At 53.5% G+C, this 16297-nt stretch carries 17 protein-coding genes and 1 pseudogene; 9 read left to right on the top strand and 9 right to left on the bottom strand.

All coding sequences use genetic code 11. From position 1 onward, the window contains the following. Nucleotides 1-11: 11 nt before the first annotated feature. Nucleotides 12-713 carry a CoA transferase subunit A gene (locus tag QWY27_RS06090; RefSeq protein WP_290195744.1) on the bottom strand — a complete coding sequence of 234 codons (702 nt, stop codon included), beginning with the start codon at nucleotides 711-713 and terminating at the stop codon, nucleotides 12-14. A 34-nt stretch (nucleotides 714-747) separates the two neighbouring features. Then, nucleotides 748-1197 carry an acyl-CoA thioesterase gene (locus QWY27_RS06085; RefSeq protein ID WP_290195743.1) on the bottom strand — a complete coding sequence of 150 codons (450 nt, stop codon included), beginning with the start codon at nucleotides 1195-1197 and terminating at the stop codon, nucleotides 748-750. Between the two features lie 128 nt (nucleotides 1198-1325). Between QWY27_RS06085 and QWY27_RS06080 the strand changes: the two genes are divergently transcribed. Genes QWY27_RS06080 through lipP1 form a run of 3 tightly spaced genes read left to right on the top strand, consistent with a single transcriptional unit; the run spans nucleotide 1326 to nucleotide 4251 of the window. Beyond that, nucleotides 1326-2972, top strand: coding sequence for an electron transfer flavoprotein-ubiquinone oxidoreductase (locus QWY27_RS06080; RefSeq protein WP_290195741.1), 1647 nt, complete (start codon nucleotides 1326-1328; stop codon nucleotides 2970-2972). A gap of 20 nt (nucleotides 2973-2992) precedes the next feature. Then, entirely contained in the window at nucleotides 2993-3280 is a 288-nt protein-coding gene (locus QWY27_RS06075; RefSeq protein WP_290195739.1) for a cupin domain-containing protein, read from the top strand. 35 nt (nucleotides 3281-3315) lie between these two features. Beyond that, on the top strand, nucleotides 3316-4251 hold the full coding sequence (gene lipP1, locus QWY27_RS06070; protein ID WP_290195737.1) for a LipP1 family hormone-sensitive lipase: 936 nt from the start codon (nucleotides 3316-3318) through the stop codon (nucleotides 4249-4251). 7 nt (nucleotides 4252-4258) lie between these two features. On the opposite strand, the gene QWY27_RS06065 is transcribed toward lipP1, so the two are convergent. The 5 genes and pseudogenes from QWY27_RS06065 to QWY27_RS06045 form a co-directional block, all read right to left on the bottom strand. Beyond that, on the bottom strand, nucleotides 4259-5110 hold the full coding sequence (locus tag QWY27_RS06065) for a fumarylacetoacetate hydrolase family protein (RefSeq protein ID WP_290195735.1): 852 nt from the start codon (nucleotides 5108-5110) through the stop codon (nucleotides 4259-4261). Between the two features lie 71 nt (nucleotides 5111-5181). Then, nucleotides 5182-5640, bottom strand: a complete 459-nt coding sequence (locus QWY27_RS06060) for a CopD family protein (protein ID WP_290195733.1) — start codon at nucleotides 5638-5640, stop codon at nucleotides 5182-5184. Between the two features lie 113 nt (nucleotides 5641-5753). After that, a complete protein-coding gene (gene acs / locus QWY27_RS06055) occupies nucleotides 5754-7733 on the bottom strand; it encodes an acetate--CoA ligase (RefSeq protein WP_290195731.1) in 1980 nt (659 codons plus the stop codon). Between the two features lie 44 nt (nucleotides 7734-7777). Beyond that, the gene (locus QWY27_RS06050) at nucleotides 7778-8185 is read right to left on the bottom strand and encodes a GlcG/HbpS family heme-binding protein (protein WP_290195729.1); all 408 of its coding nucleotides are present in this window, start codon (nucleotides 8183-8185) and stop codon (nucleotides 7778-7780) included. Beyond that, nucleotides 8182-10068, bottom strand: a pseudogene (locus QWY27_RS06045) (propionate--CoA ligase). The gene QWY27_RS06050 and the pseudogene QWY27_RS06045 overlap by 4 nt, the downstream one beginning before the upstream one ends. A 172-nt stretch (nucleotides 10069-10240) precedes the next feature. Between QWY27_RS06045 and QWY27_RS06040 the strand changes: the two are divergent. Then, nucleotides 10241-10852: a C40 family peptidase gene (locus QWY27_RS06040; RefSeq protein WP_290195727.1), complete on the top strand. Its 612-nt coding sequence runs from the start codon at nucleotides 10241-10243 to the stop codon at nucleotides 10850-10852. Here QWY27_RS06040 and QWY27_RS06035 read toward each other — a convergent pair. Together QWY27_RS06035 and QWY27_RS06030 are read right to left on the bottom strand one after the other, a co-directional pair. Then, nucleotides 10823-11176, bottom strand: coding sequence for a DUF2325 domain-containing protein (locus QWY27_RS06035; RefSeq protein ID WP_290195866.1), 354 nt, complete (start codon nucleotides 11174-11176; stop codon nucleotides 10823-10825). The two genes, QWY27_RS06040 and QWY27_RS06035, sit on opposite strands and share 30 nt — an antisense overlap. A gap of 150 nt (nucleotides 11177-11326) precedes the next feature. After that, nucleotides 11327-12271, bottom strand: coding sequence for a CysB family HTH-type transcriptional regulator (locus tag QWY27_RS06030; protein WP_290195725.1), 945 nt, complete (start codon nucleotides 12269-12271; stop codon nucleotides 11327-11329). A gap of 183 nt (nucleotides 12272-12454) precedes the next feature. Here QWY27_RS06030 and QWY27_RS06025 point away from each other — a divergent pair, with 183 nt between their 5' ends. From QWY27_RS06025 to QWY27_RS06005, 5 genes are all read left to right on the top strand, one after another. Then, nucleotides 12455-13969: a leucyl aminopeptidase gene (locus QWY27_RS06025; protein ID WP_290195723.1), complete on the top strand. Its 1515-nt coding sequence runs from the start codon at nucleotides 12455-12457 to the stop codon at nucleotides 13967-13969. 9 nt (nucleotides 13970-13978) lie between these two features. Further along, nucleotides 13979-14431: a DNA polymerase III subunit chi gene (locus QWY27_RS06020; protein ID WP_290195721.1), complete on the top strand. Its 453-nt coding sequence runs from the start codon at nucleotides 13979-13981 to the stop codon at nucleotides 14429-14431. A 116-nt stretch (nucleotides 14432-14547) separates the two neighbouring features. Continuing rightward, complete coding sequence (locus QWY27_RS06015) at nucleotides 14548-15252, top strand: Bax inhibitor-1/YccA family protein (protein ID WP_290195719.1); 705 nt, start codon at nucleotides 14548-14550, stop codon at nucleotides 15250-15252. 98 nt (nucleotides 15253-15350) lie between these two features. Further along, nucleotides 15351-16097, top strand: coding sequence for an enoyl-CoA hydratase/isomerase family protein (locus tag QWY27_RS06010; RefSeq protein WP_290195717.1), 747 nt, complete (start codon nucleotides 15351-15353; stop codon nucleotides 16095-16097). After that, nucleotides 16094-16285: a hypothetical protein gene (locus tag QWY27_RS06005; RefSeq protein WP_290195716.1), complete on the top strand. Its 192-nt coding sequence runs from the start codon at nucleotides 16094-16096 to the stop codon at nucleotides 16283-16285. Before QWY27_RS06010 ends, QWY27_RS06005 begins: the two co-directional genes overlap by 4 nt. Nucleotides 16286-16297 lie beyond the last annotated feature (12 nt).

Raw genomic sequence — 16297 nt, 5'->3', positions numbered from 1 at the left:
GTTTTTTCTCCTTAGTTCGCCGCGCGGACGGTGCGTTGCTCAATGCGCTTTTCGGGCGTTGCGTTGATCACAATGCGGTGCACATAGATACCGGGCAAATGAATATTTTCAGGGTCTAGCTCGCCGTTTTCGACCACGCGCTCAACCTCCACCACAGTCAACTTGCCGGCCATGGCGACAGGCGGATTAAAGTTACGAGCCGTTTTACTAAACATCAAGTTCCCGCTGCGATCAGCGACCTCGGCTTTAACCAAAGAGATTTCAGGCACCAATGCACGTTCCATGATGTACTGCTGACCATCAAACTCGCGCACTTCCTTGCCATCCGCGACAATGGTCCCCACGCCTGTCTTGGTAAAAAATGCGGGAATCCCCGATCCGCCAGCGCGCAAACGCTCCGCCAGAGTGCCCTGTGGCGTGAACTCAAGCTCGAGTTCACCGGAAAGGTACTGGCGTTCGAATTCTTTGTTTTCACCGACATAGGAAGCAATCATGCGGCGAACCTGGCGGGACTCAAGCAAAATGCCCAAGCCAAAACCATCCACGCCAGCGTTATTGCTGATGCAGGTCAGATTTTTGCTGCCGAGTTCCTTAACGGCCGCAATCAAGGCCTCCGGGATCCCGCACAATCCGAAACCACCCACACCAATGGTCTGGCCATCTTTTAAAATATCGGTCAGCGCGTCTTTCGCGCTCGGATACAGCTTGTTCATCAGAACGACTCCTGAAAGGTCACCTAAGATTTGATTATCGACGATTTATGCTGCTTGCCAATGCTTGCAAGACATCTTCCGGCCAGGGATGGGCGCGGTTTAATTCAAAATCCATCCACACCATAATCGATTTACCCTGCGCGCACAGCTCAAGACCCTCGGGATGGATCACCGACAAGTCCACTGAATGCTCCATGCTCGAGCGCCCAATTCGCTCGACCCGATGACTGACTCGAATCTGGGCGGGATAGGTAATGGGTTTTTTAAAATCGCAGGAGCAGTGCACAACGACCGGGCTATAACGGGCGCTTTGCCGCACCTTACCCTCGTAAAACATCCGGATGCGCCCTTCTTCCATATAGCGAAAATAATTGGCGTTATTCAGATGGTTCAAGGCATCCGCATCTGCCCAACGCATAGGCAAGTCAAAATCAAAAATATCGCCCACTTCAAGCATTCGGGCTGCGCCATCGGTCTGTGTCAACGCCTACTCCACAAAAAAAAGCGAAAGGGTCGGTTCATGCTTTTGCAAGCCTTGTATGCCCGAAATCTACCACGCGTGCAATACAATCCCCACAATCAAACATCATACTTGGAAGCAGGGAGACTCTTATGTCCGAACGTGAATCGATGGAATACGACGTTGTTGTCGTCGGTGGCGGTCCAGGCGGACTGGCAACGGCCATTCGCCTCAAGCAGCTCGCGGCAGAACGCAACCACGAGATTTCAGTTTGCGTGCTCGAGAAAGGCAGCGAAATTGGTGCGCACATCCTGTCTGGTGCGATCATGGATCCCAAGGCCCTCTCCGAGTTGCTGCCCGACTGGAAAGCCATGGGCGCTCCCCTTAACACCCCCGTGACGGAGGACGAGTTCCTATTCCTTTCTCCGACTGGATCCAAAAAAACTCCCAATTGGTTGCTTCCCGAGTGTTTTCAAAACCATGGTAACTACATCATTAGTTTAGGTAGTGTCGCCCGATGGATGGGTGAACAAGCCGAAGCACTAGGCGTTGAAATTTTTCCTGGCTTTGCCGCTGCCGAAGTGTTGTATGACGACAAAGGTGCCGTACGCGGTGTGGCAACCGGCGATATGGGTGTTGGTCGCGACGGTCAACCCACGGATCAATACCAGCCAGGCATGGAGCTTCATGCCAAATACACCATCTTCGCCGAAGGCGCGCGCGGACAACTCGGCCGTCAGTTGATTGAAAAATTCAAGCTCGACCAAGGTCGCGATCCGCAAAGCTACGGCATCGGCATCAAAGAGCTGTGGGAGGTCGAACCCTCGAAATCGCGGCCCGGACTTGTGGTGCACACAGCTGGCTGGCCACTCGATGCGGATACGTATGGAGGCTCATTCCTCTATCATCTCAAGGATAATTTGGTTGCAGTCGGCATGGTGGTGGGGTTGGACTATGCCAACCCTTGGATTTCACCTTTCGAAGAGTTCCAGCGCTATAAAACACACCCCGCCATCCGCGGCACCTTCGAGGGTGGCAAACGCATTGCGTATGGCGCACGTGCCATTACCGCGGGGGGCTTACTGTCTTTGCCCAAGCTGGTTTTCCCTGGCGGTGCGCTCGTAGGCTGCGAGGCAGGTTTCCTGAATGCCTCACGCATCAAAGGCAGCCATGCCGCGATCAAGTCCGGCATGATGGCTGCCGAAGCTGCGTTTGATGCGCTCGTCGCGCAGCGCAGTCACGATGAGCTGCCCGCCTACCCTGCCGCCTTCGAGCGCTCATGGCTCCATACTGAACTAAATAAAGCACGTAACTTCAAGCAGTGGTTCAAAAAAGGGCGCTCTGTCGGCACGCTCATGACAGGGATCGAACAATGGCTCCTCAAGGGGAACATGCCATGGACGATTCATCGCGATAAACCAGATCACGCCTGTCTCAAATCTGCGGCGGATTGCGTCAAGATCGACTATCCAAAGCCAGATGGCGTATTGACCTTTGACAGGTTGAGCTCAGTATTCATCTCGAATACCAACCACGAAGAAAACCAGCCTATCCACCTGACATTGAAGGATGCCTCTGTCCCCGTGTCCATCAACCTTGCAAAGTTTGGTGGACCCGAGGCGCGTTACTGTCCGGCTGGTGTCTACGAATACATCAAAGATGATCAGGGTGCGGATCGCCTGCAAATCAACGCGCAAAACTGCGTGCATTGCAAAACCTGCGACATCAAGGATCCCACTCAAAACATCGTCTGGGTCACCCCGCAAGGTGGCGAGGGACCTGTTTACACAGGCATGTAACTTCTCAGGCATACACCATCATGACAACACGTCCACAAGCAACTCCCACCACCCAGATCGATAACGCGCGCGTCATCGTCACGGAATGGCGCTTTGCGCCCGGCGCAGAAACAGGCTGGCACACACATGGTCACGATTATGTCGTGGTGCCCACCACCAATGGTCTGTTACACCTTGAAACACCCGATGGACTCAAGGAGTTTCCACTCGTGCTGGGCAAGTCCTACACACGAGGTGCCGGGGTCAACCATAACGTCATCAATGCAAGCGATCACGAAGTTGTATTTGTCGAGATCGAATTGCGCTAACTGTTTGTTCAGACCTTTACACTGGAGGCACGCACATGCTGGATCCACAAGCCAAGGCTCTGATTGATCTCGTTGTTGAAAAAGGGATCCCACCGGTTCACACGACCGAACCGGTTGAGGCGAGGATCTTTTATGCTGAACGACGTTTTTTCAGCCAGCCCGATCCGCCAGACGTCGCGCAAGCGCTAGATATTCAGGTACCTGGACCGGCGAGCATGCTCAAAGTCCGTCACTATCGACCACTAGGCGTCGCGCCATCGGAAACTTTACCAGCCTTGGTGTACTACCATGGCGGTGGTCATGTGATCGGGGATCTCGAGACGCATGATGTGCTGTGCAGAACACTCTCTAATCAGGCGCGCTGCGCAGTCTTTTCCGTAGACTACCGACTCGCCCCCGAACACATTTTTCCTGCCGCGGCAGACGACTGTATCGCCGCGACAAAATGGGTGCATGCGAATGCCTCCACACTCAAAATAGATGCCTCACGTATTGCTGTGGGAGGTGACAGCGCAGGCGGCCAGCTCGCCGCGGTGGTCGCTTTGGCTTTGAAACAAGACGGCGCGTTCAAGCCGGTCCTGCAACTTCTGATCTATCCCGTGACTGATGCCAGTTGCGAACGCGAGTCCATGCGTACCAACGGTCAGGGTTATTTGTTGACGCGAGACTCAATGGATTATTTCTACGGCCATTACATGCCCGAAGCATGGATGCGGCGGGACTGGCGAGCTTCACCGATGCTTGCGCCCGATCACTCGGACTTGCCCCCTGCATTGGTGATCACAGCAGGTTTTGATCCTTTGCATGACGAAGGCTATGCCTACGCAGACAAACTATCCCTTGCGGGTGTGCCGACGCAATACATTTGCTTTACGCGTCAGATCCATGGCTTTGTGCCACTGGGTCGTATCCTCGACGAAGCCAACACGGCCGTGAAGCTCTGCGCACAGGCGCTTCGCGACCGCTTCTGACCTGAATTTACTTTTTAAACGCGATCACTTCCTGGCGCTGTTCGCCAAGACCCTGGATGCCGAGGGTCATGACATCACCGGCTTTGAGGTAGCGTGGTTTGGGTTTAACGCCCATCCCCACACCGGGTGGCGTGCCGGTCGTGATGATATCGCCGGGCATCAGTGTCATGAACTCACTGACATAGCTCACAATCGTGGCCACATCAAAAATCATGGTCTTGGTGTTGCCAGTTTGAAAACGCTTGCCGTTCACATCCAGCCACATATCGAGATTTTGCGGATCTTTGATTTCGTCTGTTGTGACCAGCCAGGGGCCAACAGGACCAAAGGTATCGCAACCCTTGCCCTTGTCCCAGGTACCGCCTCGCTCAAGCTGGTATTCACGCTCGGAAACATCATTGACCAGGCAATATCCCGCCACATACTTGAGCGCATCTTTCTTGCTGACATAGCGCGCTTTTTTACCAATCACAAAAGCAAGCTCGACCTCCCAGTCTGATTTTTTGGAACCTTTGGGCAACATCACCTTGTCGTTCGGCCCAGACAAGCTGGTATCGGCCTTAAAGAAAATGATGGGCTCTTTCGGACAAGGCATGCCGGCTTCTGCGGCATGGTCCGAGTAGTTCAAACCAATGGCAAGAAATTTACCCACGTTGGCAAGTGGAACACCGAACCGAGGTTTACCTTTCACGAGAGGCAAGGTGCTCGTTTTGATTTTGGCGAGCTTGGCAAGTGCGGCTGAGGACAGCTGCTCGGTCGTGATGTCAGAAATCACACCAGACAAGTCACGCAACTTGCCTTCTTTGTCGATTAGGCCGGGCTTTTCTTTACCTTTCGCGCCGTAACGTACGAGTTTCATCACTTCTCCTTGGTTGAATTCACTCGCAATTTAACAGCTAACGCAAAACCAAATCAATCAATCAGATGTGATCAGAAATAACGGCCGCCTGCACCGATCACAACAGTCACTACGCCAAGCACCAGATTCGTCAACATCAGCATGCGGATTTGGCCCAAAGCCTGTGCGCCTGTCGGCCACTGCTTGTCTAAAACTGCGGCCTTGAGCTTTTTAAAAGGGACTGCGTAGATGTAGCCAAAAATCACTGTCATGACTACGCCAATGAACAACATCGCATGTACATGTCCGCCAAGCTTGGCTTGCGCACCCATCAGAGAGATGAGGGCAAAACCTGTCACAAATAAGACAAGGATGGAAACCTTGACCCAAATGAAAAATCTTTTAAAAATGCCACACAGTAAGGTGAGACGCTCAGGAGGTTGCAGGACATCCGCGGCAGTTGGACGCAACGCACTATGAGCGAAAAACATTCCGCCCACCCAGATTAAAGCAGCCAGCAAATGCAGCACAATCAGAATCGCGATTGACATGATGATCTCCAGTTAGGTGAGTCGCAGTCTACCCTTCATTTGTACACAGCAACAAAAAGGGCCTCTCTCGAGACCCTTTAAACCCACACGTCATGTGGCTATTACGTTGACGCTTACACTGGTTTGGAGAGCTGATCCAGGATCGCTGGATTTTCCAGAGTGGAGACGTCCTGAGTGACTTTCTCACCCTTGGCCACAACGCGCAACAAACGACGCATGATTTTGCCTGAACGTGTTTTAGGCAAGTTGTCACCAAAACGAATTTCTTTTGGTTTGGCGATAGGACCGATTTCCTTGGCGACCCAGTTGCGCAGTTCTTTGCCAATCGCAACCGCCTCGTCACCCTCGGGTCGGACGCTCTTGAGCACGACAAACGCGACCACCGCTTCACCAGTCGTATCGTCGGGTCTTCCCACGACTGCCGCTTCAGCCACCATCGGATGCGCGACCAGCGCGGACTCAACCTCCATCGTGCCCAACCGGTGACCGGATACGTTCAGCACATCGTCGATCCGTCCCATGATCCAGAAACAACCATCCTTGTCACACTGGGCACCATCGCCTGCCAAGTAATAGCCGCCGAGCTCGGGAGGAAAATAGCTCTTTACAAAACGATCGGGATCCCCCCAGATATTTCTGATCATCGAGGGCCAAGGACGTTTGATCACCAGGAAACCACCATGACCCGCTTCAACATCACCTCCGACCTCGTCAACAATCGCAGCAGTGATACCAGGCAAACGCGTGGTGCACGAGCCCGGCTTGAGTGTGGTTGCACCCGGCAAAGGCGTGATCATGTGCCCGCCTGTTTCGGTCTGCCACCACGTATCGACAATCGGACAACGTCCACCGCCGACATTGTTGTGGTACCACATCCAAGCCTCAGGATTAATGGGCTCGCCAACTGAACCCAACAAACGCAGACTGGTTAGATCGTAGGACTTGGGATGATGGGGTTCGCTCGCCTCGGAGGCCTTGATCAGCGAACGAATCGCTGTGGGTGCCGTATAAAAAATCGTCGCTTTGTGGTCCTGAATCATTTTCCAGAAACGTCCAGCATCCGGGTAGGTGGGCACACCCTCGAAAACAATCTGTGTCATCCCTGCGGCCAAAGGACCGTAAGCGATATAAGTATGACCCGTGACCCAGCCAACATCGGCCGTGCACCAGAAAATGTCGTTGGCTTTTGCATCGAATACCCACTTCATGGTCATTTTTGCCCACAGCAAATAACCACCAGAAGAGTGCTGCACACCTTTAGGCTTGCCGGTCGAACCAGAGGTATAGAGAATGAACAGCGGATGCTCCGCATTGACAGGAACGGCTGGGCATTCTTTTGCCTGGTTGGCAGACAGCTCATGCATCCAGATGTCACGCTTGGCGTCCCAGGCAATCTTGCCACCTGTACGCTTGTACACCACCGTATGGCGCACCGCTTCGCAACCACCCATGGCGAGTGCTTCATCCACCGCGGGCTTGAGTGGAATGGCTTTGCCACCGCGCATTTGTTCGTCAGCAGTAATCACCAGACTGGCGCCCACATCGGTGATGCGTTCATGCAAACTCTTGGAGGAAAATCCACCAAACACAACGGAGTGCGTGATACCGAGACGGGCACAGGCCTGCATGGCCACGACAGCTTCGACCGACATCGGCAGGTAAATAATCGAACGATCACCCTCCTTGTATCCAAGCGACTTCAAACCATTGGCGAACTGGCACACCCGTTCATAAAGCTGCTGATAGGTGACCTTGTTCACCTCGCCGCTATCGGACTCAAAAATAATCGCGACTTTGTTGGCGTTGCCATTTTTCAGATTGGCATCCAGACAATTGGCCGAGACGTTGAGTTCGCCATCGCCAAACCATTCGTAAAACGGTGCGCGCGACTCATCCAGCACTTTGGTGAACGGTTTGGTCCAGTGCAGCTCTTGTTTGGCTAGTCGCCCCCAAAAACCTTCCGGATCACGGTCAGATTCCTCCAACAAAGCCTGGTAGCCGGCCGCCTGAGAAACATTGGCCTGTTTGGCGAATTCCGCTGGTGGCGGAAATACGCGCGTTTCGATCATCACCGATTGAATCGAATTAGACATGGGATTAAGTCTCCTCTTTCATCCGTCAGGAAGTGGGTTTTTGTTTAAATCTTCAGCGCTGCGATGCCAGCCGCGGCAACCTGGGCATCCTCATGAGACTGAACGCCGGAGACGCCAACAGCACCGATGGTCACGCCATCCACAAGGATAGGTAAACCACCTTCAAGCATGCCTTGCAACAATGGAGCGGACAGGAAAGACATGCGTCCCTTGTTGATCACATCCTCGTAAATCTTGGATTCCCGCGCACCCATAGCCGCTGTATGAGCTTTAGCCGGAGCGATGTAAGCCGAGATTGTGTTGGCGCCATCCAGACGCTGCATACCGAGCATGTGGCCGCCATCATCGACGACAGCAATTGTGACCGCCCACTTGTTTTGACGGGCGTGGGCTTTGGCAGCATCGAGAATCAGGGAAACATCGGTATCAGTCAATACAACTTTGGTTTTCATATAGAGTCCTTAATTTGTTCAAGTGCGCTTGGGTCTTCGATTGTGGTGAGATCGCCGGGATCACGCCCTTCGCATACTGCCACAATAGCCCGGCGCAGCACTTTACCAGACCGGGTTTTAGGCAAGGCTGTGACAAAACGCACGCGGGCCGGGCGGGCGACCGGGCCGAGCTGTTCATCCACCAGTTTCATGATATCGCCCTCGAGCTTCATCAGGGCGCCCGTATCGGCAAACAGTGACGGATCACGCAACACGGCAAAACCCACCGCAACCTGGCCCTTCAGGGCATCGGCGATCCCGACCACGGCCGATTCAGCCACTGCGGGATGACTATTAATCGACTCTTCAATCTCGCGCGTACCCAAGCGATGACCGGCCACATTGATCACATCATCCGTGCGGCCTAGAATGAACCAATACCCATCCTTGTCGACTCGCCCCCAATCGAAAGTCGAATAGACCTTGCGACCTGGAATGGAAGAAAAATACGTATCGACAAAACGCGCGTCATCACCCCAAATGGTTGTCATCGCACCGGGAGGTAAAGGTGGAACAATCGCTACCACGCCTTTTTCCTCAGGACCCAGGTCCTCGCCAGTTTACTCATCCAGTACCCGGACATCAAAACCGTAGACTGGAAATGATGGGCTACCGAATTTAGTCTCGACATGCTCGATCCCGGGTTGTGCCGCCAAGATCGGCCAGCCAGTCTCGGTCTGCCAATAATTGTCGATAATCGGCTTGCCAAGCCCGTCCGCAATCCACTGAGCGGTCGGCTCATCAAGCGGCTCACCCGCCATATATAAAGCACGCAGGCTGGAAAGATCATATTTTTTGAGTAAGCCAGGGTCCTGCTTTTTCAACACCCGAATAGCTGTTGGCGCAGAAAACATCGTATTGACCTGAAAGCGCTCCACCAGACTCCAGAGAATGCCGCCATCGGGACGCACTGGCGTCCCCTCGTAGAGAATGGTCGTTTGGCCGGCGATCAAGGGGCCATAAACAATATAAGAGTGTCCCACCACCCAGCCAATATCGCTTGTACATAAATAGGTGTCGCCGGGTTTGCCGTTAAAAATACGCTGCATCGAAGAGGCCAGAGCCACGGCATAGCCTCCGGTGTCGCGCTGGACGCCCTTGGGCTTACCCGTCGTCCCCGACGTATACAACACGTAGCTGGGATCCGAAGACTCCAGCCAAGTCACGGGAACCTCAACACCAGCAAACTCCTTGCGCAGACTGTCGTAGTCCAGGTCTCGCCCTGGAACGGGCTCAAAGGGGAACAAGCCACGATTAACGACGATGACCTTTTCCGGAGGGCGCGTCGACAAGGCAATCGCTTTATCCATCAAGGGTTTATAGGGCGTCACTTTGCCTGCCCGCGAGCCGGCATCCGCGCAAATAATCACTTTTGGTGCGGCATCGTCGATTCGCTGCGCAAGATTGACCGAAGCAAAACCTCCGAAAACAACCGAATGAATCGCGCCAAGCCGCGCGCAGGCAAGCATGGCAAAGACTGCGGCCGGGACCATTGGCATGTAAATCAGGACGCGATCGCCCTGACCCACCCCCTGAGCAGCCAGCATTGCGGCCACGGCGTTGACTTCCTGGTAGATTTGACGACGGGTGTAAATTTCCTCTTGTTCGACTTCGGTCGACACCCAGATCAGAGCCGGCTTATCGGCCTGGGTCTGCAGCCAGCGATCGACCGCGTTGAAACACAAATTGGTCTTCCCCCCCACAAACCACTTTGCAAACGGGGGATTGGAAAAGTCCAGAACCTGATTAAAGGGTCTTTCCCAATGGACAAGTTGCGCCTCTTTAGACCAGAATGCGTCCCTGTCATTCAGGGACTGATGATGGGTGCTTTTAACCGCCTTCATGGCTGTCTCCGACTGCTTTTTTGGAATTTTTACGCTTTTTGTACTAACATTGTTACAGGTCAAGCTTTCACGAGCCTTTCCGTTTTGGTATTTTTCGTGTGTTTGACTGATAAATTTTTCGCCGTTTCGCAGGTTACAATGCCTGCTCTAAGTGATTGAGTGCCCTAGAACGATGACGTTTCAAACAACCGTAACCTCAACAATTTCGATCGCCACGCAAATGCTGCAAAGCACGCGCATGGTATTCGTGTGTTTGGGAGCGGCTGTTCTGGTGGGATGTGCGGGTCAAGATGGCTCGGGCGGCAAGCGAGCTGGTTACGACTGGCGTAACGCTGCGGATCCGATTGGCGCTTTTGCAGCCGGCCCAAGGTATGTTGCGGGTCTCGGACTGATCGATCACCCTCTGGCCAATCAGGCTCTCAATCAGCTCGGCATTAATTACCGTTGGGGTGGTAAATCCCCCGATACTGGTTTCGACTGTAGCGGTCTGGTAGTCTACTCGGCACAGAGATCGCTTGGCCTAAAACTCCCCCCCCGCGCCGATGACATCGCCAAGTTTGGCGACAAGGTCAACAAAAAAGACTTGCAGGTGGGTGATCTGGTGTTCTTCAACACACTGGGCACGCGCTACTCCCATGTTGGCGTCTACCTTGGTCAAAACAAATTTGTCCACGCACCAACACGTGGCAGTGTTGTGCGCGTCGAAGACATGACGCTTCGCTATTGGACGGCCCGTTACACGGGCGCCCGACGTCTAGATCCTACGCTGATCGCATCGCGCTAAGTCTGCGCAATCACACAATCCACATTGCTCCAGTGCCTGCTGCATCGCGCAGACAGAGCGTCTGCAGGCTACGACCCTGACTCCTGACTTTTGTGCGGCATTCCTGAATGTCTTCATGACGTTATGACCCAAAAAATCGGTCAAGAGAATCACGATCTGAGTCCCGCTGGGTAGAGCAAGTGTCTTTTTTTGATGGGCCGGGTCACGACCGCTAATGTGATGGGTGATCGAAATATTGTGACCACGCAAAAGATCGGGGATGTTTCCAAGGCGATCCGCGCCCACCACCACCGCGCTGAGAGCAGGACTGAGGGCCGGACTCAGTGCAGGGCTGCCGAGCGCAGAGCCTTTGGAAGATTTAAACGCGGAACCGTCGGAAAAAGAAAAACTGAGTGTTGACATGTCGTCTGCTCCTAAAAATAGTAACAGACTAAATGATAATGATTCTTATTTAAATAGCAAGCGTAATAATACTCATTCGTGTTTATTTTCGATTAACTGACGCACGCTTTCAGCGTCCAACTCTGGGTTAAGCATGGAAATAAAGGTGTAGACGTAATCCCGCAAAAAAACGCCAGATTTCAGTGCAACCTTAGTGGTTTGCTGACCGAACAGGTGACCGGCAGGCAGACTGACAAGATGGCCGTCGCGAGCAGGTTCATAGGCCATCCCCGCAATAATGCCAATACCCAGTCCCACATCCGTATAGGTTTTGATCACGTCGGCATCAATCGCCTCGAGCACAACGTCCGGACGAATGCTCTGCGCCTCAAAGGCTCGATCAATCGACAGTCGTCCGGAAAAAGCCTTGTCATACGTGACGATCGGGTAACTTGCCAGATGTTCGAGTGTGAGTTCAAAACCCTTTTTTTGGGCAAGCTCAGCCAAAGGATGATCGGGCTTAACGACGACCGAGTGCTCCCAGACATAGCAAGGCATCGTTTCAAGCCCGGGAGTGAGTGCCAAAGACTCAGTCGCCACCGCCAAATCCGCCTGGCCACTCAATACCATTTGCGCAAGCTGTGGAGGACTGCCCTCTGCCAGAGACAGATGCACCTTGGGAAAATGTTTTCTAAAAGTGGGGATTACCTTGGGCAAAACATAGCGGGCCTGGGTGTGCGTGCATGCAATGATCAGACTGCCTTCGTCACGTCTGGCGAACTCATCACTGACTTTTTTGAGATTGTCGATTTCCTGCATGATGCGCTCGACGACTTGTGCCACGGCTCGACCAGGCTTGGTGAGCCCTTTGATACGTTTGCCATGGCGCTCAAAAATTTGCACCCCGAGCTCATCCTCGAATTCGAGAATAGCTTTGGACACCCCGGGCTGTGAGGTGAAGAGGCTACGGGCAGCCTCGGTGAGGTTGAAATCCCGGCGAATGGTTTCACGAACAAAGCGGAACTGCTGCAAATTCATGTTGAATCTCCTATCAACACGATTATAAGTAATATAGAAAATAATCTAAATAACTTATTAGAATAAACTATGACTCAGAATTGATTATGCAGGCTGTTCAACTCTACCCGCATAGCCTAAACATGCGAGATAATCGATCCACACTTTTAATCACTTCTCTACGCACTCGAACAGGCAGGATCCATGGAATTCCACACAGTCGTCACCGTTTCTCCCCACCAGATTAAAACCGCAGCACTCGCCGTCGGCGTGTTTACCGATGGCGTGTTGAGCACCACAGCCGACATCGTCGATCGCGCGAGCCAGGGTGCGGTCCGTGCCGTAGTCAAAAGTGAGTTCCAGGGCCGCCCAGGAACAACGCTCGTTCTTCGAGATCTCACCGGCGTGACTGCAGCACGCGTCGTACTGGTTGGCTTAGGTAAGCAAGCTGACTACAACGCCCGCGCGCAGGCAAGCGCCGAGCGAGCCTTTGCCAATCTCTGCGTGCAATCGCGCTTGACTGAAGCCACTTCAAGTTTGTCGGGCATTGCCTATGAACAAAGCACTCCTCGAGATCGCGCGCGTATCGCTGCTTCCTCGGTTGGCGAAGCAACCTATCATTACGACCTGAGCTTTGGAAAACCTGATCCGGAAGCGCGTCCGAAACTGAAAAAAATCTCTTTGCTTGTGGCCAAAGCCGATCAAAGCGCAGCAAATCAAGGTCTCAAAGAGGGTGCCGCCCTCGCGCAGGGCATGTCGCTTGCACGTACGCTGGGCAACATGCCCGGCAACTTGTGCACGCCGACCTACCTGGGTGATACCGCTAAAAAATTGGCTCGCACATTCAAAAGTATCAAGGTTAGCGTGCTAGACCGCAAGCAAATCGAAGCGCTTGGCATGGGTTCCTTTTTATCTGTATCAAAAGGCTCAGCCGAACCTCCACGCTTTATCGTGATGCACTACAAGGGTAAAGATGCCGCCAAGAAATCCGCAAAAGACCCCAAAGGTAAAGGACCAATCGTTCTGGTCGGCAAAGGCATTACCTTCGATACAGGCGGAATCTCCATCAAACCCGCTGGCACGATGGACGAAATGAAATTCGACATGTGCGGTGCGGCAAGCGTTCTCGGAACCTTCCGCGCCATCGCCGAGATTGAATGGGCAGGTGAAGTGGTTGGTTTGATTCCCACGTGCGAAAACATGCCAAGCGGTACGGCAAACAAGCCTGGCGATGTAGTCACCAGCATGTCCGGCCAGACCATCGAAATTCTTAATACTGACGCTGAAGGTCGTCTAATCTTGTGCGATGCCCTCACCTATGCCGAACGTTTCAAGCCCTCGGCTGTGATCGATATCGCTACGCTGACAGGCGCATGCGTCGTGGCGCTGGGCGCTGTGAATTCCGGTCTGTTTTCAACCGATGATGCCTTGGCTGAGGCGCTCCTCGCCGCAGGCAAACAAGCGCTCGATCCTGCTTGGCGTATGCCGCTGGACGATGCCTATCAAGAACAGTTAAAGTCAAACTTTGCGGATATGGCCAACATTGGTGGTCAACCAGCGGGGGCCGTCACGGCAGCGTGTTTCTTATCACGCTTTGCCAAGGCTTACTCTTGGGCGCACCTCGACATCGCTGGAACAGCCTGGCGCACAGGCAAGGAAAAAGGCTCGACTGCACGCCCCGTTCCGCTGCTGGTGCAGTATCTGCTCAACCAAGCTTAAGCGTATCAAATGGCCCGTATTAACTTTGCGTTCGGCGCCACCCATCGCCTGACCCAAGCCTGCCAGACAACTCTCAAACAGTATCTGGCAGGTCAAAAGCTGATTGTCTATTGCAGCGATACCGCGCGCTTGAAGCAGTTCGATCAAAAACTCTGGGCCGTTGACGAGGCGGCCTTTGTCCCCCACGTTTGGGTCGATGATCCTCTTGCCTCCCGCACACCGGTTATCCTGGTTGACAAAGATTTAGCGCAAGCTCTCGAAGGCATCGCTCCTGAGACGTGGCTACTCAATCTCGACGACCAATGCCCACCGACTTTCGGAGCCCTGCAAAGGGTGCTGGAAATCGTCTCGGAGGAACCCGAGGACAAAGAAGCTGCGCGCCAGCGATGGCGCACCTACCAGACTGCCGGCCATGACCTGAAATCTTACTCACTTCAGTCTCCGGGAGCTTCTCAACATTAATGTTGTAAAAATTGTAGGAATTCTAGCCTTTCAGGGAACTGTAAGGTATGCTTTCAGTCATAGACTCAGGACTGGCTCAATTTAGCCTGGGTCCAATCAAGAGAAAGGAGATGTAAATGAATGATCCGCGTCCCACACTATCACGCAGCCCCTATCAGACAGGTGCAGCAGAGGTCGTGCGCAACCGGGTTTTGCGCAACACCTACTGGCTGTTGGCGCTTTCGCTAATTCCTACCGTCCTCGGCGCTGCCGTTGGCATGTACAGTGGTCTGAATCAAGTTATGGCGGCAAGCCCTGGCATTACCGCGATTGTCTTTCTCGCTGGCGCTTTCGGCTTGATGTTCGCTGTTGAGAAAAATAAAGACAACTCGCTTGGAGTAGGTTTACTGCTTCTCTTCACCTTCTTTATGGGCTTGATGCTCTCGCGCATGCTGGGTTTCGTCCTGGGTATGAGCAACGGCACCTCGCTGGTGATGTTGGCGTTTGGCGGCACGGCAATTGTGTTCGGCACGATGGCAACGCTCGCCTCCTCCATCAAGCGTGATTTGTCGGGCTTGAGCAAGTTCATGTTCATTGGCGTGATCGTATTGCTGGTCGCAAGCTTGGCGAACATCTTCTTGCAGATTCCTGCACTGATGCTGACTGTCTCGGTGCTGGCGATTGTGGTGTTCTCCGCCTTCATGTTGATCGACCTGCAGCGTGTCGTCAACGGTGGCGAGACCAACTACGTCTCTGCCACGCTGGCAATTTACCTGGACGTCTACAACGTCTTCGCGAATCTGCTCGCCATCCTTGGAATTTTTGGCGGCAGCCGCGAATAAATCTTCACTGAGGGCTTCCTAGTCTTCAGTGAAAGTCCACGTAATGTGTTAGAAAGGTCCACTTAGGTGGACCTTTTTTTTATTTTGGAATGATTGCGATGACTCAAACTGTCCTGACTGAAACAAAGAATGGGGTGCTCACCCTGACAATCAACCGACCCGAGCGACGCAACGCACTCGATGTCGCAACCTACCTGGGTCTGGCTGAGCAAGTCTGGGCGGCAGGCACAAACAAGGAAGTGCGGGCAATTGTTCTGACAGGTGCGAACAACTATTTCACCGCTGGAAATGATCTGAAAGACTTTCAGGCCCCACGTCCGGACGGCGATAGCGCAGGGATCAAATTTCTGCGTAGCCTGACAGACTGTGATTTACCCATCATTGCGGCCATTGAAGGCAGCGCGATCGGGATTGGTGTAACCCTGCTGCAGCATTGTGATTTCATCTATGCGGCAGACAATGCGACCTTTAAAATCCCCTTTGTGCCGCTCGGTCTATGCCCCGAAGGCGCCTCCAGCATGCTGATGGCGCAAATCGTCGGTATCCGTCGAGCAACGGACTGGCTATTGAGCGGTCGGGCTTTTACAGCCCAAGAGGCGCGGGACGCCCGATTCATTACTGACATCTGTCCGGCCGGTCAAACGCTTCAGACGGCCATCAATCAAGCAAACGCGCTCGCTTCGCTCCCACCTGAAGCCCTCCAAACCTCCAAGCGTATGCTCAAGCACAGTCTGCGCCCCAAAATCCATTCTGCGTTCGACTATGAGTGGGCGCACTTTAACGAGCGTTTAAAGTCCGCGGAAGCGCAAGCGGCCTTTGCGGCAATTTTGAATAAGAAAAAGTGAGCCAAAAGCTTTGCGTTTGCGGGGCTCACCCGTGTGTCAGACCGATGTTTGGTCCGGGCATGCCCGGACTTCCCTGCGCCCGTCTTGATCTCATCGCACAACGCCCAAACTCGCCCCTTCGGGTCTCAGACAGGGGCGTTGTTGATGCGATGATCTCTGCGATGGGCTTGGCTGCACAGACGGTCTGACACACGGGTGAG

This window comes from Zwartia vadi, from assembly GCF_030410375.1.
Classification (GTDB): domain Bacteria; phylum Pseudomonadota; class Gammaproteobacteria; order Burkholderiales; family Burkholderiaceae_B; genus Zwartia; species Zwartia vadi.
The sequence above is the reverse complement of the archived record's forward strand: the minus strand, read 5'-3'. Positions and strand labels throughout refer to the sequence as shown.